The 23,319-nt window shown below is 62.1% G+C and carries 18 protein-coding genes and 2 tRNA genes; 14 read left to right on the top strand and 6 right to left on the bottom strand.

What is annotated here, in order from left to right:
* Nucleotides 1–45: 45 nt before the first annotated feature.
* Nucleotides 46–2,607 carry an aminopeptidase N gene (gene pepN / locus JOE60_RS10415; RefSeq protein WP_167265845.1) on the bottom strand — a complete coding sequence of 854 codons (2,562 nt, stop codon included), beginning with the start codon at nt 2,605–2,607 and terminating at the stop codon, nt 46–48.
* A gap of 130 nt (nt 2,608–2,737) precedes the next feature.
* On the opposite strand from pepN, the gene JOE60_RS10410 reads away from it, so the two are divergent.
* The 3 genes from JOE60_RS10410 (at nt 2,738) to JOE60_RS10400 (ending at nt 5,198) form a co-directional block, all read left to right on the top strand.
* On the top strand, nt 2,738–3,742 hold the full coding sequence (locus tag JOE60_RS10410) for a hypothetical protein (RefSeq protein ID WP_167265847.1): 1,005 nt from the start codon (nt 2,738–2,740) through the stop codon (nt 3,740–3,742).
* Nucleotides 3,743–3,819: 77 nt separating this feature from the next.
* Entirely contained in the window at nt 3,820–4,302 is a 483-nt protein-coding gene (locus JOE60_RS10405; protein ID WP_167265849.1) for a ribose-5-phosphate isomerase, read from the top strand.
* Nucleotides 4,302–5,198: an Fpg/Nei family DNA glycosylase gene (locus JOE60_RS10400; protein WP_167265851.1), complete on the top strand. Its 897-nt coding sequence runs from the start codon at nt 4,302–4,304 to the stop codon at nt 5,196–5,198. Before JOE60_RS10405 ends, JOE60_RS10400 begins: the two co-directional genes overlap by 1 nt.
* A 120-nt stretch (nt 5,199–5,318) precedes the next feature.
* On the opposite strand, the gene JOE60_RS10395 is transcribed toward JOE60_RS10400, so the two are convergent.
* Nucleotides 5,319–5,392: transfer RNA gene (locus tag JOE60_RS10395), tRNA-Gly, on the bottom strand.
* Nucleotides 5,393–5,519: 127 nt separating this feature from the next.
* Here JOE60_RS10395 and JOE60_RS10390 point away from each other — a divergent pair.
* The 6 genes from JOE60_RS10390 (at nt 5,520) to JOE60_RS10365 (ending at nt 10,712) form a co-directional block, all read left to right on the top strand.
* Nucleotides 5,520–5,594: transfer RNA gene (locus tag JOE60_RS10390), tRNA-Pro, on the top strand.
* 68 nt (nt 5,595–5,662) lie between these two features.
* Nucleotides 5,663–7,045 carry a trigger factor gene (gene tig / locus JOE60_RS10385; RefSeq protein ID WP_167265853.1) on the top strand — a complete coding sequence of 461 codons (1,383 nt, stop codon included), beginning with the start codon at nt 5,663–5,665 and terminating at the stop codon, nt 7,043–7,045.
* Nucleotides 7,046–7,267: 222 nt separating this feature from the next.
* Nucleotides 7,268–7,879 (top strand): ATP-dependent Clp protease proteolytic subunit, encoded by a 612-nt coding sequence (locus JOE60_RS10380; RefSeq protein WP_167265855.1) that lies wholly within the window; start codon nt 7,268–7,270, stop codon nt 7,877–7,879.
* Nucleotides 7,880–7,917: 38 nt separating this feature from the next.
* A complete protein-coding gene (locus JOE60_RS10375) occupies nt 7,918–8,577 on the top strand; it encodes an ATP-dependent Clp protease proteolytic subunit (protein WP_167267030.1) in 660 nt (219 codons plus the stop codon).
* A 132-nt stretch (nt 8,578–8,709) separates the two neighbouring features.
* A complete protein-coding gene (gene clpX, locus JOE60_RS10370; RefSeq protein WP_167265857.1) occupies nt 8,710–9,999 on the top strand; it encodes an ATP-dependent Clp protease ATP-binding subunit ClpX in 1,290 nt (429 codons plus the stop codon).
* Between the two features lie 77 nt (nt 10,000–10,076).
* Nucleotides 10,077–10,712, top strand: coding sequence for a mycothiol-dependent nitroreductase Rv2466c family protein (locus JOE60_RS10365; protein WP_167265859.1), 636 nt, complete (start codon nt 10,077–10,079; stop codon nt 10,710–10,712).
* A 49-nt stretch (nt 10,713–10,761) separates the two neighbouring features.
* On the opposite strand, the gene JOE60_RS10360 is transcribed toward JOE60_RS10365, so the two are convergent.
* Both JOE60_RS10360 and valS read right to left on the bottom strand, forming a co-directional pair.
* Nucleotides 10,762–11,637 (bottom strand): Fpg/Nei family DNA glycosylase, encoded by an 876-nt coding sequence (locus tag JOE60_RS10360; RefSeq protein ID WP_167265861.1) that lies wholly within the window; start codon nt 11,635–11,637, stop codon nt 10,762–10,764.
* Between the two features lie 339 nt (nt 11,638–11,976).
* Nucleotides 11,977–14,598 (bottom strand): valine--tRNA ligase, encoded by a 2,622-nt coding sequence (gene valS, locus JOE60_RS10355; RefSeq protein WP_167265862.1) that lies wholly within the window; start codon nt 14,596–14,598, stop codon nt 11,977–11,979.
* A gap of 73 nt (nt 14,599–14,671) precedes the next feature.
* Here valS and JOE60_RS10350 point away from each other — a divergent pair, with 73 nt between their 5' ends.
* Nucleotides 14,672–15,451 (top strand): SDR family oxidoreductase, encoded by a 780-nt coding sequence (locus JOE60_RS10350; protein WP_167265863.1) that lies wholly within the window; start codon nt 14,672–14,674, stop codon nt 15,449–15,451.
* A gap of 61 nt (nt 15,452–15,512) precedes the next feature.
* Here JOE60_RS10350 and JOE60_RS10345 read toward each other — a convergent pair whose 3' ends face one another.
* Nucleotides 15,513–16,547 (bottom strand): endonuclease/exonuclease/phosphatase family protein, encoded by a 1,035-nt coding sequence (locus tag JOE60_RS10345; RefSeq protein ID WP_167265864.1) that lies wholly within the window; start codon nt 16,545–16,547, stop codon nt 15,513–15,515.
* 328 nt (nt 16,548–16,875) lie between these two features.
* Between JOE60_RS10345 and ileS the strand changes: the two genes are divergently transcribed.
* From ileS to ndk, 4 genes are read left to right on the top strand one after another with little or no spacing between them, the layout of a single operon-like run.
* Nucleotides 16,876–20,187 carry an isoleucine--tRNA ligase gene (gene ileS / locus JOE60_RS10340; RefSeq protein ID WP_167265865.1) on the top strand — a complete coding sequence of 1,104 codons (3,312 nt, stop codon included), beginning with the start codon at nt 16,876–16,878 and terminating at the stop codon, nt 20,185–20,187.
* Nucleotides 20,187–21,548, top strand: a complete 1,362-nt coding sequence (locus JOE60_RS10335) for a bifunctional folylpolyglutamate synthase/dihydrofolate synthase (RefSeq protein WP_167265866.1) — start codon at nt 20,187–20,189, stop codon at nt 21,546–21,548. Before ileS ends, JOE60_RS10335 begins: the two co-directional genes overlap by 1 nt.
* 2 nt (nt 21,549–21,550) lie before the next feature.
* Complete coding sequence (locus JOE60_RS10330) at nt 21,551–22,003, top strand: DUF4233 domain-containing protein (RefSeq protein WP_167265867.1); 453 nt, start codon at nt 21,551–21,553, stop codon at nt 22,001–22,003.
* Between the two features lie 41 nt (nt 22,004–22,044).
* Nucleotides 22,045–22,464 carry a nucleoside-diphosphate kinase gene (gene ndk, locus JOE60_RS10325; RefSeq protein WP_167265868.1) on the top strand — a complete coding sequence of 140 codons (420 nt, stop codon included), beginning with the start codon at nt 22,045–22,047 and terminating at the stop codon, nt 22,462–22,464.
* 97 nt (nt 22,465–22,561) lie between these two features.
* Here ndk and JOE60_RS10320 read toward each other — a convergent pair whose 3' ends face one another.
* Nucleotides 22,562–23,233: a vitamin K epoxide reductase family protein gene (locus tag JOE60_RS10320; protein WP_167265869.1), complete on the bottom strand. Its 672-nt coding sequence runs from the start codon at nt 23,231–23,233 to the stop codon at nt 22,562–22,564.
* Nucleotides 23,234–23,319: the final 86 nt, after the last annotated feature.

Below are 23,319 nucleotides of genomic sequence, written 5' to 3'. Positions count from 1 at the left end.
GCCAGCGGGCCAGGCTGTCCGCCTGAGCATCAATATGTGTACGGCTTACGCGTCGGCCGTCCTGGCGCGCAAAGCCCGCGCCACGCCGTCGCGGTTCTCCAGCATCATCCTGCGCAAGGCCGCACTTTCCTCCGGAAGCCCCGCAAGGAAGGCATCAGTGCGGTCAACGGTGGCCTGCGTGGTCAGCTGGGCGGGATACAGTCCCACCACAACCTGCTGCGCCAGGGCGTGGGTGCGCTCCTTGACGATTCCTGGAACCGCTTCGAAGTACTTTTCAGCGTAAGGCTCCAGCAACGAGGTGTCCGTGACGCGCATGAACCCGGCCACTGCCGATGATTGCAGCGCGTTGGACATCTCGCCCGTTTCCACGATCGCTTGCCATGCGGCAGCCTTGGCCCCGGGCGTCGGAATGGCGGCGGTGGCTTGGGCAGCAGCGTTTTGGCCGTTGGATGTGTTGTCCCGTGCCAGTTCCTCGTCGATCCGTTCCTGTCCCTGCCGGCCACCAACCACCAGTGACGTCAGGAGCTCCCAGCGCATGTCCTGGTCAACAGAGAGACCGTTGAGTGTCTCTGTCCCGTCCAGCAGGGCCTGGATGCGGTCAAGCTGGGCGCTGCTGCGTGCGAGCTGCGCGAAGGACTTCGCGAATTGGAGTTGGGCATCCGAGCCTGGCTCCACGGAGGAAGCGAGCTCCCACAAGCGATCCGCGGCGGTGACGAGGGTGGCCTGCTTGTGTTCGGCGGCCACGTAGTAGGTCAGGGTGGTGGCGAGCTGCCGCAACTGCACCAGGATCACCGAGGAATCCGTCTCATGGGCAATGTTGGACAGCACCAGGTCCACGTACCCGCGGGCCGGTGTTTCGCCGTCGCGCGCTGCATCCCAGGCCGAGCCCCACACCAGGGTGCGCGGCAGGCTGTTGGCGAAATCCTTCAGGTGGGCCGTGGCCGTAGCGAGGCTGTCCGCATCCAGGCGGACCTTTGCGTAGGCGAGGTCATCATCGTTGAGCAGGATGAGGTCCGCGCGTTGACGGCCAACCAGGGCCGGCACTTCCGTCAGCGCCCCGTCAACGTCCAGCTCCTCCCGGTGGGTCCGCTCCAGGAGGCCGCTTTCGGCGATGTCGTAGAAGCCAACGGCCAGGCGGTGCGGCCGGAGCGTGGGCTGTTCCGCGATGGCGGTCTGCCTGATGGCAAAGGCGGTGATGGTTCCTTCGGAATCCACGGTCAGCTCGGGGGCCAGCGTATTGACGCCGGCGGTCTCCAGCCATACCTTGCCCCACTGGTCCAGCTCGCGTCCGCTGGCGGCTTCCAGTTCCACCATGAGGTCGGAGAGCTCAGTGTTCTTCCACGCGTGTTTGGCGAAATAGCTGCGGACTCCGGCCATGAACTGTTCGGGTCCCACCCAGGCCACCAGCTGCCGCAGTACCGAAGCGCCCTTGGCGTAGGTAATGCCGTCGAAGTTCACTTCCACGTCTTCAAGATTGTTGATCTCCGCGAAGATCGGGTGTGTGGTGGGCAGCTGATCCTGCTTGTACGCCCAGGACTTCTCCACGGAAGCGAACGTTGTCCATGCGCGGTCGAATTCGGTGTTCTCCACCGCAGCCAGGTGCGACATGTATTCGGCGAAGGACTCGTTCAGCCAGAGATCGTTCCACCAGCGCATGGTCACCAGGTCGCCGAACCACATGTGCGCCAACTCGTGCAGGACGGTGATGGCACGGCGTTCAATCTGGGCACCCGTCACCTTTCCTCGGAAAACGTATCCCTCAAGGATGGTCACCGCGCCGGCGTTCTCCATGGCGCCAGCATTGAATTCGGGAACGAACAGCTGATCGTATTTTTCAAACGGATAGGGGCAACCGAACTGGGCCTCGAAAAACTCAAAACCCTGCCGCGTCAGTTCAAAGATATTGTCCGCGTCCAGGTACTGCATCAGGGACTTCCTGGCGAACACACCCAGCGGGATGACGCGCCCATCGGAGCTGGTGACCTCGGAACGGACGGACTGGTACGGGCCGGCAATCAGTGCCGTGACGTAGGAGGAAAGCCGCGGGGTGGGTGCGAAGTGCCACGTTGACCGGGCGGCGCCGTCGTCCCCGGCGGCAGCGTCCACGGGCTTGGGAGTGGGCGAGTTGGAAATGACATCCCAATGGGACGGCGCGGTCACCGTGAACGTGAAGCTGGCTTTCAGGTCCGGCTGCTCGAACACTGCAAACATGCGGCGGGAGTCCGGCACTTCGAACTGGGTGTAGAGGTAGGCCTCACCGTCCACGGGGTCCACAAACCGGTGCAGCCCCTCGCCCGTGTTCATGTACGGAGCGTCAGCCACCACCGTGAGCTCGTTGTCCGCTGCGAGATCGGGGAGTTGGATGCGGATACCGTCGGCCACGGTTGCCGGGTCCAAATCAACGCCGTTGAGAGTCACTTTATGAACGGCTGCGGTGATCGCGTCGATGAACGACGACGACCCGGGCTGTGCGGAGAACTTCACCACGGTGGTGGAACTGAAGACGTCCGGGCCCTTTGTCAGGTCCAAAGTGACGTCATATGACTCGACGTTGAGCAGTTCTGCGCGGTTCGCCGCTTCATCGCGCGTGAGATTCAGGCCTGGCAAGTGGAGCCTCCGAAAAGTGTGGATGACCGACCGGCCACGCCGGTCGCTGGTGTGAAGCCATTCTTTCACTCTGCGGCAGTATGGCAAGGAGCAATCGGCACAGTGTCGCACCACGGAGTAGCTTTGGATCATGGCACGCTTCAGGGAGACCCTCGATGTTCGCGCTTTGAGATTCGCAGTGGGTTTCCCCCTTGTTCTCGCCGCGGGTTTTGTCCTGTGCGCCTTCATGGTGCGGAACAGCCTGCCCAACCCTGTGGCCGTGATGTGGAATGCCGACGGCGGCAGTTCTTTTGCGCCGTTCGGCGCCTATGTGGGCGGTGGTGCAGCTCTCATAGTCCTCTGTGGCTGGGCCGGTTTCCTCCAAGCGGTGCCGCTGTCGCGGCCGGTGATCATGCGGCGGCTCATGATGGGGCTCGGCCTCATGCTGAGCCTCTTCATCACAACGGTCCTGGCCGCGGGCCTGGCCGGCCAGTCAGGTGCAGCCGACGCCAGGGTTTCCCACGTGGATCCAATTGTTCTGGCCATGGGAAGCGGTGCGGCGCTGGCCATGGGCGTCGTGATGATGTTCGCGTTCAAGCCCGATCCCCATTGGACTCCGGAGGACGACGCAGCTTTGCAGTCGGAGCTCCGGCTGCTGGAGGACCCGGACCTGCCCAATGACACACTAAGGATCTGGGTCCATGCCCGCAGCTCCGTGTTCGTCATGATCATTGTTTCGGCGTTGTTCCCCGCCGCCCTGATTGCGGTGGTGGTCCCATGGCTCGGAGCCCTGGTGGCAGCCGCTGCCTTGGTGGGAGCGGGATTCCTTTTCGCCAGGGTCCGTGCGGACAGGGCCGGCCTGCAGGTTTTTGCCGGTGGCGTCCTGCGCGTCCTGACCGTTCCCGCCGTCGAGATCGCCGCTGCGGCCCCGGCAGACGTCAAAGCTGCCGACTACGGCGGGTGGGGGTTGCGGCACCACGATGACGCAACCGCCATGCTGGTGAGCAGTGGACCTGCGGTGGTGGTCCGGAAGCAGAACGGAGGCCGGGTAGCGCTGAGCGCAGGTACGCGGTCTTCGGCAGACCGGTTGGCCGGAGTTCTGAACCGGGCAGCAAGCAGGGCGCACGACGACGGTCAACCCCAGCAACCCGGGTAGCGGTACCCTAGGTAGCGCATCCCCACACATCGCGCCCGGCCCATGCCGCATGAGCGCGCCAAAAGAATGGACTTCCTGTGACAACACCCCGCGTCCACATCGCCACTGACCACGCCGGCATGGAACTGAGCGCCCACTTGGTCAGCCACCTCAGCGCCAAGGGCTACGAAGTGGTGGATCACGGGCCCAGGGAATACGACGCCCTGGACGACTACCCGTCCTTCTGCATCAATGCCGCCGCAGCGGTGGTGGCTGACCAGGAAGCCGGTGTGCACGCTTTGGGAATCGTGCTGGGTGGATCCGGCAACGGCGAGCAGATTGCTGCCAACAAGGTCAGGGGCGTCCGTGCCGCCCTGGCATGGAACTTGTCCACAGCCAAGCTTGCCCGTGAGCATAACGACGCCAACGTTGTGGCAGTGGGCGGCCGTCAGCACACGGTGGAGGAAGCCACTGAGCTGATCGAGGCTTTCCTGTCTGAGCCGTTCAGCCAGGATGAGCGCCACGTCCGCCGGATCGGCAAGATTGCGGTCTACGAAACCACCGGCGAAATTGTCCAGTAGTGCCTGAGGGGCATTCGGTCCACAGGCTGGCCCGCCAATTCCAGGACGTTTTTGGCGGCCAGCTCCTGGAGGTCTCCAGCCCGCAGGGGCGGTTCACCGCCGGCGCTGCACAGCTGACCGGCCACACCATGGAACAGGCCATGGCCCACGGTAAGCAGTTCTTCCTCCGGTTTGACCATGGGTTGTTCCTGCACGTCCATCTGGGTTTGTACGGGGCGTGGAGCTTTGGTGGTGACAGCTCCTTCGTGGGTGCGTCCAGCATCGGGGCGCCCCGGCGCATGGGTGAAAACGAGACAGGGCCAGGCGACACCGCAGGGGAGTACGCAGGGCCTCCCCAACCGGTGGGTGCCGTGCGTGTTCGTCTGGTTTCCGCCCATGGATGGGCCGATCTGCGGGGTGCCACCACGTGCGCGGCCATCACCGGAGCCGAGGTTGAAGCAGTGCTGAACCGGTTGGGACCGGACCCCCTTCACAACCTGCCTGGTGACCGGGATGAATTTGTTGGGCGATTGCGGCGGCGCAAAACCCCCGTGGGCCTCCTGCTGATGGATCAATCCGTGCTGGCTGGCGTTGGAAACATTTACAGGGCAGAGGTTCTTTTTCGCCAAGCGATGAATCCCTGGACTCCAGGCAACGCCGTAGACGCAGAGGCGGCAGGCCGTCTGTGGGATGACACGGTGCTGACAATGCGGGACGGCGTCCGTGACGGACGGATTGTGACGACGCCGCGGTCACTGTGGAAGCCCGGTGCCGCAAGGGCGCATAAAGCTGATGCCCACTTTGTCTATAAACGTGAGGGGATGCCCTGCCGGGTGTGCGGCAGCACTGTGGCCGTCACCGAGGCAGCGGCCCGCAAGTTGTACTGGTGCCCTGGCTGCCAGGGGCCGGCGCGTTAGCTCCGGGTGGTCCAATCCAGCGGATGGTCCAGTCAGCCTTACACCGCATAGAGCCCTGTTCAATGCAAAGAACCCCGTTCAATGCAAAGAACCCCGGTCCGCGGACCGGGGTTCTTTTTCTGGAGGGGACGACGGGAATCGAACCCGCGTAATCAGTTTGGAAGACTGAGGCTTTACCATTAAGCTACGTCCCCAGGAGGACTTCCCGTTTCCGGGTTTCTTCCTGCTGGCTGTTCAAGCCGGGTATAACTAAACCTAATTCCGGCGGCGGTGTCAAATGTGCATTTCCGGCCCGCATGCCCGTAGACTGTCCTGTGCATTCGGGGTGTAGCTCAGCTTGGCTAGAGCACCTGCTTTGGGAGCAGGAAGTCGCAGGTTCAAATCCTGTCACCCCGACTCTGTGTTTGCGTCCGTAACTGGATACAACAGAAACCCATACCCACAAAATCAGGAGTACTTAGACTGTGAAGAGCGCTGTCGAGAACCTCACCGCAACGCGGGTCAAGCTCAACGTTGAGGTTCCCTTTGAGGAACTGAAGCCGAGCATCGATGCCGCGTACAAGACCGTTGCTTCGCAGATCCAGGTCCCCGGATTCCGCAAGGGCAAAGTTCCCTCCAAGCTCATTGACCAGCGCGTAGGCCGCGGTTACGTTCTGGAGACCGCCATCAACGATGGCCTCAACGGCTGGTACCAGGCTGCAGTTCAGGAAACAGGCGTACGCCCCCTGAGCCGTCCTGAGGTTGAAATCACCGAGGTTCCGGACCCGGCCTCCACTGATGGAGAGCTCAAGTTCCAGGTGGAGATCGATGTCCGCCCCGAAATCGAACTGCCGGAATACTCCGGTATCAAGGTTGAGGTAGCCGCTGCGGAGTCCTCCGACGCTGACATCGACAAGGCACTGGATGAGCTGCGTGGCCGCTTCGGCACGTTGAAGTCCGTTGAGCGCCCTGCGAAGAACGATGACTTCCTGACCATCGATATCACCGCAACCATTGACGGCGAAGAGATCGATTCGGCTGCAGGCCTCTCCTACCAGGTAGGCGCAGGCACCATGCTTGAGGGCCTCGACGAAGCCGTCACCGGCTTGTCCGCTGATGAAGAAGCCATCTTCGACACCAAGCTCGTCGGCGGCGACCACGCCGGCGAAGACGCCCAGGTGAAGGTTGCCGTCAAGGCAGTCAAGGAGCGCGAGCTTCCCGAGGCAAACGATGACTTCGCCCAGCTGGCTTCCGAGTTCGACACCATTGCAGAGCTCCGCGAGGACCTCGCCAAGCAGGCAGCTGACTCCAAGGTAGTGGAGCAGGGTGTAGAGGCCCGCGACAAGGTCCTGGACAAGCTCGTTGAACTGGTGGAGGTTCCGGTTCCGGACTCCGTGGTTGAAGAGCAGATCGAAGCGCACTTCAACCCGGAGAATGCCCACGGCGAAGGTGACCACGACACCGAGGAGCACCGCGCCGAGGTCAAGGCCAACACCGAGCGCGCTTTCCAGAACGAGATCATCCTTGACGCCATTGCGGACAAGGAAGAGGTTGATGTCAGCCAGAATGAGCTCATCGACTACATCGTCACCACGGCCAGCCAGTACGGCATGGACCCGAACCAGTTCGCTCAGATCATCGACCAGAGCGGTCAGGTTCCCATGATGGTTTCCGAGGTTCGCCGCCGCAAGGCACTGGCAGTGGTACTCGGCCAGGCTGAGGTTGTGGACTCCGAGGGCAACAAGGTTGATCTCACCGACTTCGTCCGCCCTGCAGGTGAAGCAGCAGTTGAAGAGCCCGCAGCCGGCGATGCCGCTGAGGACGCTGAGACCGCCGCGAACGATGACCCAGCAGCAGTGAAGTTCTAATAAGCATTCTCCAACCGGCCCCGGATCCCACGATCCGGGGCCGGTTTTGTTTTAAGCCCGGACCCGGGAGCCGGACACAGGCGTGCGCCGTCAGCGAACAGCGCGATTCCGGCGAACAAAACGCCCCTGAAAACGGTTAGTGTCCAAGTAGTGAAGTTCAGTGATGTCACTGGCACCAGCGAGAGGTAAGTACTTATGTCACAGCAATCAGAGGCTCCCCGGATGGCAACTGTCGATCCCGCAGCCCAGGACAACTACATCTACAACCGCCTGCTGAAAGAGCGCATCATCTGGCTCGGCTCTGAAGTTCGCGACGAGAATGCCAACGCCATCTGCTCGCAGCTCCTCCTGCTCTCGGCTGAAGACCCGGAGAAGGATATCTACCTGTACATCAACTCGCCGGGTGGCTCGGTCACAGCGGGCATGGCCATCTACGACACCATGCAGTTCATTCCCAACGATGTCGTGACGGTAGCAACGGGGCTCGCAGCCTCGATGGGCCAGTTCCTGTTGTCCTCCGGCACCAAGGGCAAGCGCTACGCGACGCCGAACGCCCGCATTCTGATGCACCAGCCGTCCGGTGGAATTGGCGGGACGGCCTCGGACATCAAGATCCAGGCTGAACTCATCCTGCACATGAAGAAGGTCATGGCTGAATTGACGGCCGAGCAGACGGGCCAGACCGTGGAGACCATCCTCAAGGACAATGACCGCGATAAGTGGTTCACTGCCGCTGAGGCCCTGGAATACGGCTTCTTTGACAAGATCTCCGCGCACGCAGGCTCCGTGGCAGGCGGCGGCGGAACTGCCAACCAGTCGAGCTCCGATAACTGACCGGCACCAAGAACCACTGAAACCCAGGAGTAATGAACATGAACTACAACTTCGGATGGTCTGCCGGTAATCTCCCGTCCAGCCGCTACGTCCTGCCCCAGTTCGAAGAGCGCACGCCCTATGGCTTCAAGCGCCAGGACCCCTACACCAAGCTGTTTGAGGACAGGATCATCTTCCTGGGCGTCCAGGTTGACGATGCCTCCGCGGACGACATCATGGCCCAGCTTCTGGTCCTTGAGTCGACGGACCCGGACCGCGACATCACCCTGTACATCAACTCGCCGGGTGGGTCCTTCACCGCGATGACTGCCATTTACGACACCATGCAGTACATCCGCCCGGAGATCCAGACTGTATGCCTCGGCCAGGCGGCCAGCGCTGCTGCAGTTCTCCTGGCAGCAGGCACTCCCGGCAAGCGTTTGGCCCTGCCGAACGCCCGTGTGTTGATCCACCAGCCCGCCCTCTCCGGTGGCCAGGGCGGTCAGGCCTCGGACTTGGAGATCCAGGCAGCCGAGGTCATGCGGATGCGCACCTGGTTGGAGGACACGCTGGCGCACCACTCCGGCCGTACCTCCGAACAGGTGAACAACGACATTGAGCGCGACAAGATCCTGACGGCCGCGGAAGCCCTGAACTACGGATTGATTGACCAGGTTCTTGATTCCCGCAAGATCAAGCCCCAGGCTATTGCCCGCTAGAACGTGAGAAATGGACGCCGGTGCGGTTCACGAAATATGAACCGCACCGGCGTTCGCTTTCCCCCCAAGCGGCTCATTGTGTCCTAGAGTGGATGGTGCCGCACCACCCGATTGCAACGAAGGGATTCCCACATGGCTCGGATAGGCGAGAGCACGGATCTGCTGAAGTGTTCTTTCTGTGGCAAGAGCCAGAAGCAGGTGCGGAAGCTGATCGCTGGTCCCGGTGTGTACATCTGCGACGAGTGCATCGAGCTGTGCAACGAGATCATTGAAGAGGAGCTGGCCGAGGTTTCCGATCTGGGCAGCTTCGAGTTGCCTAAGCCGCGCGAGATTTTCGATTTCCTTCAGGAATACGTCATTGGGCAAGAACCCGCCAAACGATCCTTGGCAGTGGCTGTTTACAACCACTACAAGCGCATCCAGGCAGGGCATTCGCCCAAACCAGGCAGCCTCGGCGAGGGCTCGCATCATGAGGATGTGGAGATCGCCAAGTCCAACATCCTGCTGATTGGACCCACGGGCTGCGGAAAGACCTACTTGGCCCAGACCCTGGCCCGGCGCCTCAATGTTCCCTTCGCTGTTGCCGACGCCACCGCCTTGACGGAAGCCGGCTACGTGGGGGAGGACGTGGAGAACATCCTCCTGAAGCTTATCCAGGCCGCCGACTACGACGTCAAGAAGGCCGAGCAGGGCATCATCTACATCGATGAGATCGACAAGATTTCCCGCAAGAGCGAGAACCCTTCCATCACCAGGGACGTCTCCGGCGAGGGCGTTCAACAAGCACTCTTGAAAATTCTTGAAGGCACTGTGGCATCGGTGCCGCCCCAAGGTGGCCGGAAGCACCCCCACCAGGAATTCATTCAAATCGACACCACCAATGTCCTCTTCATCGTGGCGGGCGCATTTGCCGGACTGGAGGAGATCATTGGATCCCGTTCCGGCCGCAAGGGCATCGGTTTTGGTGCGCCCCTGAACGAGGCACGCGACACCGTGGACAGTTACGGGGAGGTCATGCCCGAGGATCTGTTGAAGTTCGGTCTGATCCCGGAGTTCATCGGCCGCCTGCCGGTGATCACCACTGTGTCCCACTTGGACAGGCCGGCGCTGATCCAGATTCTTTCCACCCCCAAGAACGCGCTGGTGAAGCAGTACCAGAAGATGTTCCATCTGGATGGTGTGGAGCTGCAGTTCGACGACGACGCCCTGGATGCCATCGCGGACCAGGCCCTGGAACGGGGAACAGGTGCCCGTGGCCTCCGCGCCATCATGGAGGAAGTACTTCTTCCGGTGATGTTCGATCTCCCCAGCCGTGATGACATCGCTACCGTGGTCATCACTGCGGACGTCGTGGCAAAGAAAGCCCAGCCAACCATGATCGCCCACGATGTTGTTGCCAAACGACGGAATAAGTCCGCGTAGGCTCCCGTTTCCTTCAGGGAGAGCCACTTGTTGTGTGGGTGGCGCGCTAATCATCACCCCTTGCTTAGGAGACCCCTGTGACTGAACAAGACACGTCCGCACCCGTATCCAGCGTGAACAAGGCTGATTTCTGGTTTGACCCCGTATGCCCCTTCGCGTGGATCACTTCACGGTGGATCGGTGAAGTGGAGCAGGTCCGCGGCATTGAAACCGAATGGCACGTCATGAGCCTCTCGGTGCTCAACGAGGGCCGCGATCTTCCTGACGAATACCGGGCCATGATGGATGACAGCTGGGGACCGGTCCGGGTGATCATTGCGGCCCAGGAACTGCACGGCAGCAGCTACGTCAAGGCCCTGTACGACGCCATGGGTGAGCAGATCCACCATCAGGGCAACAAGGACCGTACGTCCGTCATCCAGAAGTCGCTGGCGGAGGTGGGCCTGCCCGCAGAGCTGGCCCGGTTCGCTGAGTCCGACGAGTACGACGCAAAGCTCCGCGCCAGCCATGAAGAGGGAATCTCCAAGGTGGGCCAGGATGTGGGGACACCCGTGGTTGCCTTCAACGGCACCGCATTCTTTGGTCCCGTGCTGACGCGCATTCCCCGCGGTGAGGATGCCGGAAGGCTGTGGGACGCCACGGTAACGTTGGCCGGTTTCCCGCACTTCTTTGAGCTCAAGAGGAGCCGCACGGAGAACCCGGAGTTCAGCTAAGGGGCTTGGCGGTTTCCCAATGAGCTACAGGTCCATTCCAGTCACGTGCTCATTTTAGGAACCGTGAGGTCCGTCGGTCCGCCAGGATTTTTCCGCCCGTCTGGCACGTAGCGCAGTACTGCAGGGAGGTGTCTGCGAAGGACACCTCCCTTACTGTGTCCCCGCATACCGGACAGGGTTGGCCCGTTCTTGCGTGGACGCGGAAATTGCTGCGCTTGGTGTCCTTCAACTCATTGGATGGTTTTCCCGCCGCAGCATTGACGGCGCCTACCAGTACTTCCTGCATTGCTTGATAGAGGAGTTCCACGGTCTGCCGGTCCAATGACTTGGCGCTGGCGAAGGGGGAAAGTTTGGCGGCATGCAGTATTTCGTCGCTGTAGGCGTTGCCTATGCCGGCTATGACGCCTTGGTTCCTCAACAGTCCCTTGATCTGCATGGAGCTTGAGGACAAAATCGACGCCAGAGACTCAACGTCGAAATCGGGGCTCAGAGGTTCCGGGCCGAGGCTCGCCAGGCCAGGCACTTCCTGGGGATCCCGGACAACGTAGATCGCCAGGCTCTTCTTGGTCCCCGCTTCAGTGAGGTCAATTCCAATGTGGGCGTCGTCGCTGGCGCGATGCAGCAGAATACGCGCCGAGATGTTGCTTTTGCCCATGCGCAGGCCGGCTGAGGACGGATGCTCGGTGTAGCGGACCCAACCGGCTTTTGCCAGATGAAAAACCAAAGAGAGGCCATCCAGGTCAATGCAGATGAACTTGCCGAAACGCTGCACGCCCTGGACTATGTGTCCTTCCAGGGCGCTGTAAGGCGGATCGGCTGTCTTGAGTGCCGAGAAGGAATTGATCTTCAGCTGGGTCACTGTGGCACCGCGGAGTTGGGTATCCAGGTACATGCACAGTCCGTGCACTTCGGGCAGTTCCGGCATGGTCAACACTCTGCCATAAAGAGCTTCCTGCGCGAAGGATAACTACAGGTTTGTAGTTCGCACGAAGCTCTTGTGCATGGCTTCCAGCAGGACAACAATGGTTCTTACCCACATCGAAAGGTGAGGGACACGGAAACCAAAGATCCAGTGATTGCAGACAACGGAGCCAACGGCAAAGTTGAAGGCAGGCTACCTGTGACGGGGTAGGAAGACCTGGAAGTCCAAGGATTCCGCCAGACTGTCAGGACGTCACCAGACAGCCGAAAAGTCGAAGCCCCACCAACGGCAAAACGCTGATGGGGCTTCCCCTTTGCCCTGAAACGGGCTGCCGGATTACAACTATGGGGCCGGGACTTCCTCGGCCGGTGCCAGCACGACGTCACTGACTGCCAGCTCACCATCTCCCGACTGGAGGGTGATGTCCTGGGCGTTCGCAGCAGCCTTCAAATCGCCGAGGCCCGCCTTCAGTTGTGACACCAGAACCTCCGGAGCCGTGATGGTAGCTGAGGTAACACCGGTGCGCTGCTTTACCTTGGCTTCGGACTTCGCTTTCCGGATGCCGCTGAGGGCCACGCCCACAGTACCGAGCATGGTGGTGTCGCCGTCGGTGATTTCCAGCGCAGCGGGCCACTGGGACCGGTGGACGGATCCCGTGCGCCACCAGCCCCAGACCTCTTCGGTTGCGAAGGGAAGGAACGGTGCAAAGAGGCGTAGGAGCGAGTCCAGCGTTGTCGCCAAGGCTGCCAGGACTGATGCTTGTTCGGTCTCGCCAGCGGCACCGTAGGCGCGGTCCTTGATGAGCTCCACATAGTCGTCCGTGAACTGCCAGAAGAAGGATTCTGTGATCTGCAGTGCACGGGCGTAGTCGTAGTTCTCGAACGCCTTGGTGGACTGGGCAACGACGTCGGACAGTTGCGCGAGCAGCGCACGGTCCAGGGGGTTGGTCAGCACCGAGAGGTCGCTGGACACCACCGAGTTCTCGGTGGCGCCGAGGTTCAGCACGAACTTCGAAGCGTTGAGCAGCTTGATGGCCAGACGGCGGCCGATCTTCATCTGGGCGATCTCGTAGGCTGTGTCCGCACCGAGCTTGGCCGAAGCGGCCCAGTAACGTACAGCGTCCGAGCCGAACTCCTTCAGCACATCCGTGGGGACAACCACATTGCCCTTGGACTTGGACATTTTCTTGCGGTCCGGGTCCAGGATCCAGCCGGAGATGGCTGCGTGCTTCCACGGGGCGCTCTTCTGGAGTGCGTCGGCGCGGACAGCGGAGGAGAACAGCCAGGTGCGGATGATGTCGTGGCCCTGCGGCCTGAGGTCGAACGGGTAAACCTTGGAGAACAGGTCCTCGTCACGGCTCCAGCCGCCCACAATCTGCGGTGTGAGTGAGGATGTAGCCCAGGTGTCCAGGACGTCTGCGTCACCCGTGAAGCCGTTGGCCTGGTCGCGCTGCGATTCCTCAAACCCAGGCGCAGCGTCTGCGGCAGGGTCAACGGGGAGCATCTCGTCGGAGGGAATGATCGGGTTGTCGTAGTCCGGGTTGCCCTGGGCGTCCAGCGGGTACCAGACGGGGATGGGAACGCCGAAGAAGCGCTGGCGGGATACCAGCCAGTCGCCGTTCAGGCCCGCGATCCAGTTCTCATAGCGTGAGCGCATGAAGGCCGGGTGGAACGTGATCTCCTGACCACGTCCGATCAGGCGTTCACGGCGTTCCTCGTCGCGGCCGCCGTTTCGGATGTACCACTGACGGGACGTGACAACTTCGAGGGGCTTGTCTCCCTTTTCGAAGAAGTTAACCGGGTGGGTGATCTTCTTGGGTTCGCCATCAAGCAGGTCCGCTGCCTTGAGCAGTTCAACCACGGCTTCCTTGGCGGAGAAGGCAGTCTTGCCGGCGATCGCGGCGTAAGCTTCCTTGCCGGCCTCGGTGGTGATCCACTCCGGGGCGTCGGCAATGATGCGTCCGTCGCGGCCCATGATGGCGCGGGTAGGCAGCTGGAGTTCGCGCCACCAGGTGACGTCGGTCAGGTCGCCGAACGTACACACCATGGCGATTCCTGAGCCCTTGTCCGCCTTGGCGAGCGGGTGGGCTTTAACCTCGAGTTCCACGTCGAACAGCGGGGACTTCACGGTCTTGCCGAACAACGGCTGGTACCGCTCGTCGTCGGGGTTTGCCACCAGGGCCGCGCATGCCGCGAGCAGTTCCGGACGCGTGGTCTCGATGAAAATCTTTTCGCCATCTTCAGTAAAGAAGGGATAGCGGTAGTAGGCGCCAGCGACTTCGCGGTCCTCAAGCTCAGCCTGCGCCACAGCGGTACGGAAGGTCACGTCCCACAAGGTGGGTGCCTCGGCCATGTAGGCGTCACCGGCAGACAGGTTGGCGAGGAAGGCGCGCTGGGATACCGCACGTGACGTGTCGTCAATGGTTCGGTAGGTCAGGTCCCAGTCCACCGACAGGCCAAGGGTCTGGAACAGGTTCTCGAAGACTTTCTCGTCCTCAACGGCGAGTTCCTCGCACAGTTCGATGAAGTTCTGGCGCGATACGACGTCGAAATCGCGCTGGTTCTTGGCCGGTTGTGCCGGGGGCGTGTAGTCGGCCTTGTAGGGGATGGCGGGATCGCAGCGGACACCGTAGTAGTTCTGCACCCGGCGCTCGGTGGGCAGGCCGTTGTCATCCCAGCCCATGGGGTAGAAGACGTTCTTTCCGGTCATACGCATGTAGCGCGCCTGGACGTCCGTCTGGGTGAAGGAGAACATGTGGCCCACGTGGAGCGAGCCCGAGGCAGTGGGAGGGGGAGTGTCGATCGAGTAGACCTGCTCCCGGGTGGTGTCCGGATCGAACTTGTAGGTTCCTTCCGCAAGCCAGCGCTGCGTCAGAGCAGCCTCCAGGCCCTCAAGGGCCGGCTTGTCGGGAACGTTGATGGGGGCGGTGGCGGGCGTGTCTGTACCCTGCGTTGATTCAGCCATGGACCAATTGTTTCATGGCCTGGCGTTACGCCCCGCCGCTCCGGCCTGTCCGCACGCCGGATATGGTGGTGCCATGACTTCCGGAGCAGAGAACACCCTGGCAGGACAGAACAACGCGGCAGTGGTTACCGGTGCCAGCACGGGCATCGGGGAAGCGACAGTGAAAGCGCTGGCGGCCGCAGGATGGAAGGTCTTCGCGGTGGCACGCAGGGCCGATCGGTTGGACGCACTCGCTGCCGCCACCGGCGCCGTCCCGTTCCCCGCTGATATCACGTCCGACGACGACGTTGCAGCGTTGCTGGCGGCCGTCACCGAAGGCGGCGGAGCCGGCACCCTCATCAACATTGCAGGGGGCGCCCGTGGAGCAGACACCATCGCCAATGCCGATACCGGGGACTGGGATTGGATGTACCAGGTGAACGTCCTGGGGACCATGAAGATCACCCGCGCGTTCCTTCCCATGCTTCGCGAGAACGGCGAGGGCACGGTCCTCAACCTGACCTCAACAGCCGGACTCAGCGCTTACGAGGGCGGAGCCGGCTACAACGCGGCCAAGTTTGCCCAGCACGCCATGAACAACGCGCTGCGGCTTGAAGAGGTAGGGAACAACGTCAGGGTCATTGAGGTGGCGCCCGGCCTGGTGCACACCGAGGAATTCGCGCTCAACCGCCTGGGTGACCAGGAAGCTGCCGCCAAGGTGTACGCCGGTGTGGAGAAGCCCTTGACTGCAGATGATGTGGCGGACGTCGTCAAGTACGCCGTGTCGTTGCCGCACCACATCAACCTGGACCACATCACGGTCCGCCCCGTGGCCCAGGCCGCCAACCACAAACTGGTCCGCAAGGAAGGCTAAAGCCGTTGCCAAGCCGCTGAACCGTCGCTGGCCGGCGACGGTACAGCGGCTTGGCAACGTGCTAACCGGCAGGAATGATCAGCCGGGCCATGATGGCTGCGTGATCGCTGCCGGGCACCCGGTGGACCGAGTAGTCGCTGCTGCTGATCCGGGACGACGTGACCACGTGATCAAGCACAATTCCGGGCAGCAGCGGACCCTCCATGGGCCACGTGGGCATGAACCTGCCAAAAGAAACCGTTCCCACATCCACAAGTTTCCGACCGTCCCCTCCGGAATCCAGGAATTCCCGGAACTCCGAATGGTCATAGGTGGCGTTGTAGTCACCCATCAGCAGGTGGTTGCCCGGACGGGAGCCCTGCCGGGCAAGCTTTTGCAAGTCACTGCGCCATTGCCCGATCCTCTCGTCAACCGGCGGCAGGGTGTGCACAGTGGTCAGGGTCAGGGTGGCCCGGGATCCGGTGCCGGAATCGGTGGCGAGGATCCTGGTCACGTCCATCCGGAACGGCGTGTCAGGGAGAAGGCCCTCCGCCTCCAGAGGAAAGACGGAATACACAGCGCCGCCGGAAGCGTCGTCGTTCGGGACGCTGATGACGTTCGGCAAGAGATCCTCCAAGCCCTCGGCCCGCAAACGATCCTGCAGGGACTGGGTGAACTCCTGTATGGCCAGCAATTGGACGCCGTTGCTGCGGACCAGGTCAACAATGCCGGCCGCATCCGCCTCGCCGTACTCGGAATTCAAACTCATGACCTTCACCGGAACCGTGCCCGTCCCAGGCGGCAACGTCTCCGCTTTTCCCGCATCGAAGGGAAAGAGCCAGAAGAGCTGCACAGCCAGGAGCGCCGCCGTCGCTGCCACCGCCCATCGGCGCCGCCCCACCAGAGCCAGGACGAACGCAACCGACGCCGGCAGCACCATCCAGGGTGTGAAGGACAACAACTGAACAACAAGCAACGGCCATTCAACAGGCACAGCCCGGAACATCGAAAAACCCGCCACTGGCAGCGCTGCCAACAACGCCAGCACCGTCCATGCCAAGGAAGCTTGGCCTCGTGCCGGGCGGGTTTGCGGCAGGGCTGGGGTGGGGTGCGTCATGGGGTCGAGTCTATTCACCGCAGAGCCCGCCGGGCCTCACCATGGGATGAACGTCCGGGTAGAGCGATCCGCTCAGCTGCCGCTAGACTTGGATCACCAGCTTTGACCCGGCCATCACCGGTGAGCTTCCGGAAGAACAGCACCGACTGCCTTGATGGGCACAAGTGACCCAGTAGAACCGGACGGGTACGCCCGTCACAGCAGTAATGAGCGGCCGGAGCGTCATGCCCCGGTAAGTGAGGTGGTACCGCGGTACCCGTGACGCTGACAAGCGTTACAGGAGCCGTCCTCGCATCCTGACAGTCAACCAGCTATCACAGGATATGAGATGACCCACTACCCCAAGGCCTCAGCGTCTCCTTCAGGCACGCGCGGCGTGTCCACCTCCGTGAAGTTCCCGGACATCGAAGAGCGCATCCTCAAATACTGGGATGAAGACGGTACCTTCCAGGCCAGCATCGACCAGCGCGTCAGCGACCTCCCCGGCGGCGCCCCCGGAAGCAACGAGTTCGTCTTTTATGACGGCCCTCCCTTCGCCAACGGGCTTCCCCACTACGGGCACCTGCTGACCGGTTACGCCAAAGACCTCGTGGGCCGCTACCAGACCCAGCGCGGCAAGCGCGTGGAGCGCCGCTTCGGCTGGGACACCCACGGACTTCCGGCAGAGCTTGAGGCCATGAAGCAGCTGGGTATGACGGACAAAACCCAGATCGAGGCCATGGGCATCGACAAATTCAATGACGCCTGCCGCGCCTCCGTCATGAAGTATGCCGACGAGTGGAAGGCCTACGTCACCCGCCAGGCACGCTGGGTGGACTTCGAGAACGACTACAAGACGCTCAACGTGGAGTACATGGAGTCCGTTCTCTGGGCCTTCAAGCAGCTCCATGAGAAGGGCCTCACCTACAACGGCTACCGCGTCCTTCCCTACTGCTGGAAGGACGAGACACCCCTCTCCAACCATGAACTCCGCATGGATGATGACGTTTACAAGAACCGCCAGGACCAGACCGTCACGGTGACGTTCCCCATCAAGGCGGGGGAGAGCCAGCTTTCCAAGGACCTCGACGGCGTCCAGGCCCTCGCCTGGACCACCACGCCGTGGACGCTGCCCACCAACGCTGCGCTCGCCGTCGGGCCTGACATCTCCTATGCCGTGCTGCCCGCAGGACCCAACGGAGTCAAGGCAGCGTCCGCTGAGGCTCCCGTGACGGGCAGCTTCCTGCTCGCGGCTGACCTGTTGGGGTCCTACGCCAAGGACCTGGGTTACGGCGACGGTGCCGACGGCGTTGCTGCCGCCGCTGCCGCCGTGGTGTCCACCTACACGGGCACCCAGTTGGAAGGCCTTGAGTACGAACCGCTGTGGGACGATTTCGCCGACGCTGAAAAGTACGGAACCCAGAATGCCTGGCGTGTCCTTGTGGCCGATTACGTCACCACCACCGACGGTACGGGCATCGTCCACCAGGCACCTGCCTACGGTGAAGATGACCAGAAAGTCTGTGAAGAAGCAGGCATTCCGGTGGTTCTTTCCGTGGATGAAGGTGCTAAATTCCTTCCGCTGTTCTCGCAAGGCCGCTTGGCGGACATCGTGGGTCTCCAGGTCTTCGAGGCCAACAAGCCGATCACGCAGGTGCTCCGCGCCGATGGCCGCCTGGTCCGCCAGGCAAGCTACGAGCACAGCTACCCGCACTGCTGGCGCTGCCGGAACCCCTTGATCTATCGTGCTGTCTCTTCCTGGTACGTGGAAGTGACCAAGTTCAAGGACCGTATGTCCGAGCTGAACCAGGAGATCAACTGGATCCCGGGCAACGTCAAGGACGGACAGTTCGGTAAGTGGCTGGACAACGCCCGCGACTGGTCCATCAGTCGCAACCGCTACTGGGGTTCGCCCATCCCGGTGTGGCAGTCGGACGACCCCGAGTACCCGCGCACGGACGTTTACGGTTCGCTGGCCGAGATGGAAGCCGACTTCGGCCGTCTGCCGGTCAACAACGAAGGACAGGTTGACCTGCACCGCCCGTTCATCGATGAGTTGACACGTCCCAACCCGGACGACCCCACAGGCAAATCCACCATGCGCCGCGTGGAGGATGTGCTGGACGTGTGGTTCGATTCCGGATCGATGCCGTACGGCCAGGTCCATTACCCGTTCCAGAACGAGGAATGGTTCGACACCCACAACCCCGCCGACTTCATTGTGGAGTACATCGGGCAGACCCGTGGCTGGTTCTACATGCTGCACATCCTGTCCACGGCACTTTTTGACCGCCCCGCATTCCGCAACGTCATCAGCCACGGCATCGTGCTTGGCTCGGACGGCCAAAAGATGTCAAAGAGCCTGCGCAACTACCCCGACGTTTCGGAAGTACTGGACCGTGACGGCTCGGACGCCATGCGCTGGTTCCTCATGTCCAGCCCCATCCTTCGTGGCGGCAACCTGATCGTCACCGAGCAGGGCATCCGCGATGGGGTCCGTCAGGTCATCCTGCCGTTGTGGAATGTGTACAGCTTCTTCACGCTGTACACGAATGCCGCCAACGGAGGGGAGGGGTACGAGGCGAAGCTGCGCTACGACGGTTACGCCGACACGTTGGATCAGTACCTCTTGGCCAACACCGGGGACCTGGTCCGGAACATCACCGCCAGCCTGGACAGCTACGACATCTCCGGCGCCTGCGATGAGCTGCGCAGCTACTTGGACATGCTCACCAACTGGTACGTCCGCCGGAGCCGCCAGCGCTTCTTTGACGAGAACGTTGACGCCTTCGACGCACTGTACACCGCCCTCGAAGCAGTGTGCCGCGTCTCGGCCTCCCTGTTGCCCTTGGTTACCGAGGAGATCTGGCGCGGACTCACGGGTGGCCGCTCCGTGCACCTGGCCGACTGGCCCGATGCAGATCTCTTCCCGGCCAATGCGCCCCTGGTGGAGGCCATGGACCGCGTCCAGCAGATCTGCTCCACGGGATCGAGCCTGCGGAAGGCAGCGAACCTGCGCGTCCGCTTGCCCCTGCAGGGACTGACTGTGGTGGCACCCGGTGCTGACGCGCTGGAAGGTTTTGCCGCCGTCGTCGCCGATGAGCTGAACCTGCGCTCGGTGCGGTTGCTGGACGCCGCCAAGGCGTCGCCGGAGGAATTCGGCATCGAGCAGAAGCTCGTGGTCAATGCACGTGCAGCAGGTCCCCGCCTGGGCAAGAACGTGCAGCAGGCCATCAAGGGCTCCAAGTCCGGCGACTGGTCAGTCAGCGACGCCGGCGTAGTGGTGGCCGGTGGACTCGAGCTTGAGCCGCAGGAATACACGCTGGAGACAGTGGTGGCACAAGCGGCCGACGGCGGTTCGGCTGCGGTTGCGGTGCTGCCCGGCGGCGGCTTCGTGGTCCTGAACACCGAAGTCACCCCGGAACTTGCGGCCGAGGGGCTGGCGCGCGACATGGTCCGCGCCATCCAGCAGGCACGCAAGGACGCCGGACTGAACGTCAGCGACCGTATCAAGACCACCGTGGAGGCGGCGCAGGACGTAGTGGATGCATTGAATGCCAATGCTGAGCTCGTCAAGACAGAAACACTGACACTGGAATTGGAAGTGCTGCTGGCCGGCGTTGACGAGCCCCAGGTAGCTGTGACCAAGGCAGGAGCCTGATGACTGACGAATTTTCGGTGGAGAGTGTTTACGCCGAGCTCCTGGGACGTGCCCCGGAGAACAAGATGGAACCGCGCCTGGCGCCGCTCTTCCGGGCCATGGACGTATTGGGCGAGCCCAACAAGGCTTTCCCGATCATCCACATCACCGGCACCAATGGAAAGACGTCCACTGCCAGGATGATCGAGGCCGGCTTGAGGGCCCACGGACTGAGCACCGGCCGGTACACCAGCCCGCACCTGTCCAAGGTCACCGAGCGCATCAGCATCAACGGTGAACCTGTGGCGGACGAGACCTTTGTGCGCATCTGGGATGAGATCCGGCCGTACCTCGAGATTGTGGACAGTGAACTCGTTGCCGACAACCAGCCGCGGTTGACCTACTTTGAGTGCGTCACGATCCTTGGATTCGCGATTTTTGCGGATCAGCCGGTTGATGTTGCCGTCATGGAAGTCGGCCTGGGCGGTATCACTGACGCCACCAACGTTGGAGACGGACAGGTCTCGGTCATCACCCCGATTTCCCTGGACCATACCGACCTACTGGGCGACACCACCGAGGACATCGCGTACGAGAAAGCGGGCATCATCAAGCCCGGGGGATTCCTGGTGAGCGCGGCCCAACCCGTGGACGCGGCACAGGTCCTGCTGGAGAAGGCCCGTGAAGTTGACGTGCCCTTCCGCTTTGAAGGTGTGGAGTTCGGAGTCGAGTCCCGCAGTGTTGCCGTAGGTGGCCAGGTCATCACCATCCAGGGGCTCGCCGGCCGCTACGAGGACCTGCTGCTTCCCCTGCATGGAGCACACCAAGCGGAGAACGCCGCCGTGGCGATCGCCGCTTTGGAGGCATTCTTTGGTGGCGGGGAGAAAGAACTCGACGCCGACGTCCTCAAGGAAGCTTTCGGCACCGTGACGTCGCCGGGCCGGCTTGAAGTAGTGCGCACTGCTCCCACCGTGGTGGTGGACGCAGCCCACAACCCCGACGGCATCCGCGTTTCCGCCGAAGCAATCCAGGAGGCTTTCAGCTTCAGTAAGCTCGTGGTGGTTGTAGGAGTCCTTAGGGAAAAGGACGCCGAAGAGATCCTGAAAACCCTGAAGGAATCCTTGGGTGGCTTGGCTGGAGAGTTCTGTTTCACCCAGTCAAACTCGGCCCGGGCAGTTCCCGCTGCGGAACTGGCCGAACTCGCCGTCGACCTCGGCTTCGGCGAGGACAACGTCCACATCGCGGAGAAGCTTGATGACGCCCTTGAATGGGCCGTGGAGCGCGCTGAATCCAATGACGACCTGGCCGGCGGCGTGTTGGTGACCGGTTCCATTACGGTGGTGGCCGAGGCCCGCATTCTCCTCGGAAAGGCGGGTGCTTGATCATGGCGAAGTTGACCAAGGCACAGCGCGAGTGGCGGCCCGGCATGCCCAAAAAGCGCCGGTCCACCAAAGTCATGTTCGCGTCCACGGTGCTGCTCCTTGAGGCGTTCGTTGCCTTCTTTGGCACCCTGGTGGTCTTCGGCCTGCGCCGTGGGGAAGTGGACCCGGTGATCATCCTGGGAATGGGCATCACCTTGAGCGTGGTGCTGGTCCTTGCCTGCGCGGTCCTGTCGAAGCCATGGGGCCTGGGCCTTGGCTGGGCTCTTCAGCTGGTGTTGATCCTGACCGGCCTGGCCGAGCCCACCATGTATGTGGTGGGCGTCCTGTTCGCTATCTGCTGGTGGTACGGCATCCGTGCGGGCATGAAGATTGACCGTGAGGTGGTTCAACGGGATCGCGAACAGGCTGAATGGAACGCGGCGCACGGTGACCAAGCCGGCCCGGAAACACCGTAAACTGGCTGGGAAAACCACCAACCCATCACATTGGAGCAACTGTGAGCATTGAACGGACCCTCGTCCTGGTCAAGCCCGACGGCGTCGCCCGCAACCTCAGCGGAAGCATCCTGGCCCGGATTGAAGCCAAGGGTTACACCTTGGCTGAGCTGAAGAAGGTCAACGCAACCCGGGAGCTGCTGGAGCAGCACTATGAGGAACACGTTGGCAAGCCGTTCTACGAACCGCTGGTTGAGTTCATGCTGAGCGGCCCGGTTGTGGCTGCAGTCTTCGAAGGTCACCGGGTCATTGAAGGGTTCCGTTCCCTGGCAGGAACCACGGATCCGACGACGGCGGCACCGGGCACGATCCGCGGCGACTTTGGCCGCGATTGGGGCACGAAGGTCCAGCAGAACCTCGTCCATGGCTCCGACTCCGTTGAGTCCGCCGAGCGTGAGATCGGCATCTGGTTCGCCGGCTAGGGAAGCTTCACCGTTTGACAGTTAAGGCCAATGTTCGACTCGAACATTGGCCTTAACTGTCATATTGCGATTGTCATCCCGCAGCGGTTGTTGGCTCCTAGTAGCCGGACGTCCCGGCGAAGACCTGGAGGAACGCGAAGAAGATGGTGGCTGCCACTGCCACGTACAGCAGGGCAACGATGATCCACCCGGAGTCACCCAGGACCTTGGTTACTCCCGGGGGAGCCTTGATGACCCCGTGGGTGATGTTCCTGATGGTGACCCAGACGAACATGGGAATCATCATGGCCCAGACCACCATGCAGAACGGGCACAGGACGTTGATGACATACAGGGCCTGGGACCAGAGCCACACCACGAAGGCAAAGCCCAGGGTGACTCCCGCCTGCAGGCCCAACCAGTAACCACGCGAGAATTTTGCCCCGGAGAGCAGTCCCATGGCCGTGGTGATGATGACCGCGAAGGCCACAATGCCGATGAACATGTTGGGGAAACCGAACACGGAGCTTTGGGCGGTCTGCATGACCTTCCCGCAGGAAACCCAGGGGTTCACGTCACAGACGGTGATGTGGTTGGGATCCTTCAACACTTCAAGCTTTTCCAGGACCAATGCGCCTGATGCCAGCCAGCCGATCATGCCGGTGATCAGCAGGAGCCATCCAAAGGGCTTGTCCCGCACGATCTTGGGCAGCACGGAATGCGCGGCGGGGGAGTCCTGCGCCGGTGTGGACGTTTGGTGGGCCAGGTTTTCCCTGGCGGTGCTCGGCATCGCGGATCTGATCCTTTTCGACTCGGTGCCCGGCTGGCCGGGAAGTGCTCTTGGGAGGATTGTAACGCCGCAGGCTGGGCGCGGGC

Origin of the sequence: Paenarthrobacter ilicis (genome assembly GCF_016907545.1) — a bacterium.
GTDB lineage: Bacteria > Actinomycetota > Actinomycetes > Actinomycetales > Micrococcaceae > Arthrobacter > Arthrobacter ilicis.
Note: the sequence above shows the minus strand (reverse complement) of the source record. Positions and strands in the feature narration are given on the sequence as shown.

Excerpts from the sequence above, each read along its gene's own strand:
- JOE60_RS10410 (WP_167265847.1), top strand. The coding sequence starts at position 2,738 with ATGGCACGCTTCAGGGAGACCCTCGATGTTCGCGCTTTGAGATTCGCA.
- JOE60_RS10380 (WP_167265855.1), top strand. The coding sequence starts at position 7,268 with ATGGCAACTGTCGATCCCGCAGCCCAGGACAACTACATCTACAACCGC.
- JOE60_RS10375 (WP_167267030.1), top strand. The coding sequence starts at position 7,918 with ATGAACTACAACTTCGGATGGTCTGCCGGTAATCTCCCGTCCAGCCGC.
- clpX (WP_167265857.1), top strand. The coding sequence starts at position 8,710 with ATGGCTCGGATAGGCGAGAGCACGGATCTGCTGAAGTGTTCTTTCTGT.
- JOE60_RS10360 (WP_167265861.1), bottom strand. The coding sequence starts at position 11,637 with ATGCCGGAACTGCCCGAAGTGCACGGACTGTGCATGTACCTGGATACC.
- valS (WP_167265862.1), bottom strand. The coding sequence starts at position 14,598 with ATGGCTGAATCAACGCAGGGTACAGACACGCCCGCCACCGCCCCCATC.
- JOE60_RS10350 (WP_167265863.1), top strand. The coding sequence starts at position 14,672 with ATGACTTCCGGAGCAGAGAACACCCTGGCAGGACAGAACAACGCGGCA.
- JOE60_RS10345 (WP_167265864.1), bottom strand. The coding sequence starts at position 16,547 with ATGACGCACCCCACCCCAGCCCTGCCGCAAACCCGCCCGGCACGAGGC.
- ileS (WP_167265865.1), top strand. The coding sequence starts at position 16,876 with ATGACCCACTACCCCAAGGCCTCAGCGTCTCCTTCAGGCACGCGCGGC.
- JOE60_RS10335 (WP_167265866.1), top strand. The coding sequence starts at position 20,187 with ATGACTGACGAATTTTCGGTGGAGAGTGTTTACGCCGAGCTCCTGGGA.
- JOE60_RS10330 (WP_167265867.1), top strand. The coding sequence starts at position 21,551 with ATGGCGAAGTTGACCAAGGCACAGCGCGAGTGGCGGCCCGGCATGCCC.
- JOE60_RS10320 (WP_167265869.1), bottom strand. The coding sequence starts at position 23,233 with ATGCCGAGCACCGCCAGGGAAAACCTGGCCCACCAAACGTCCACACCG.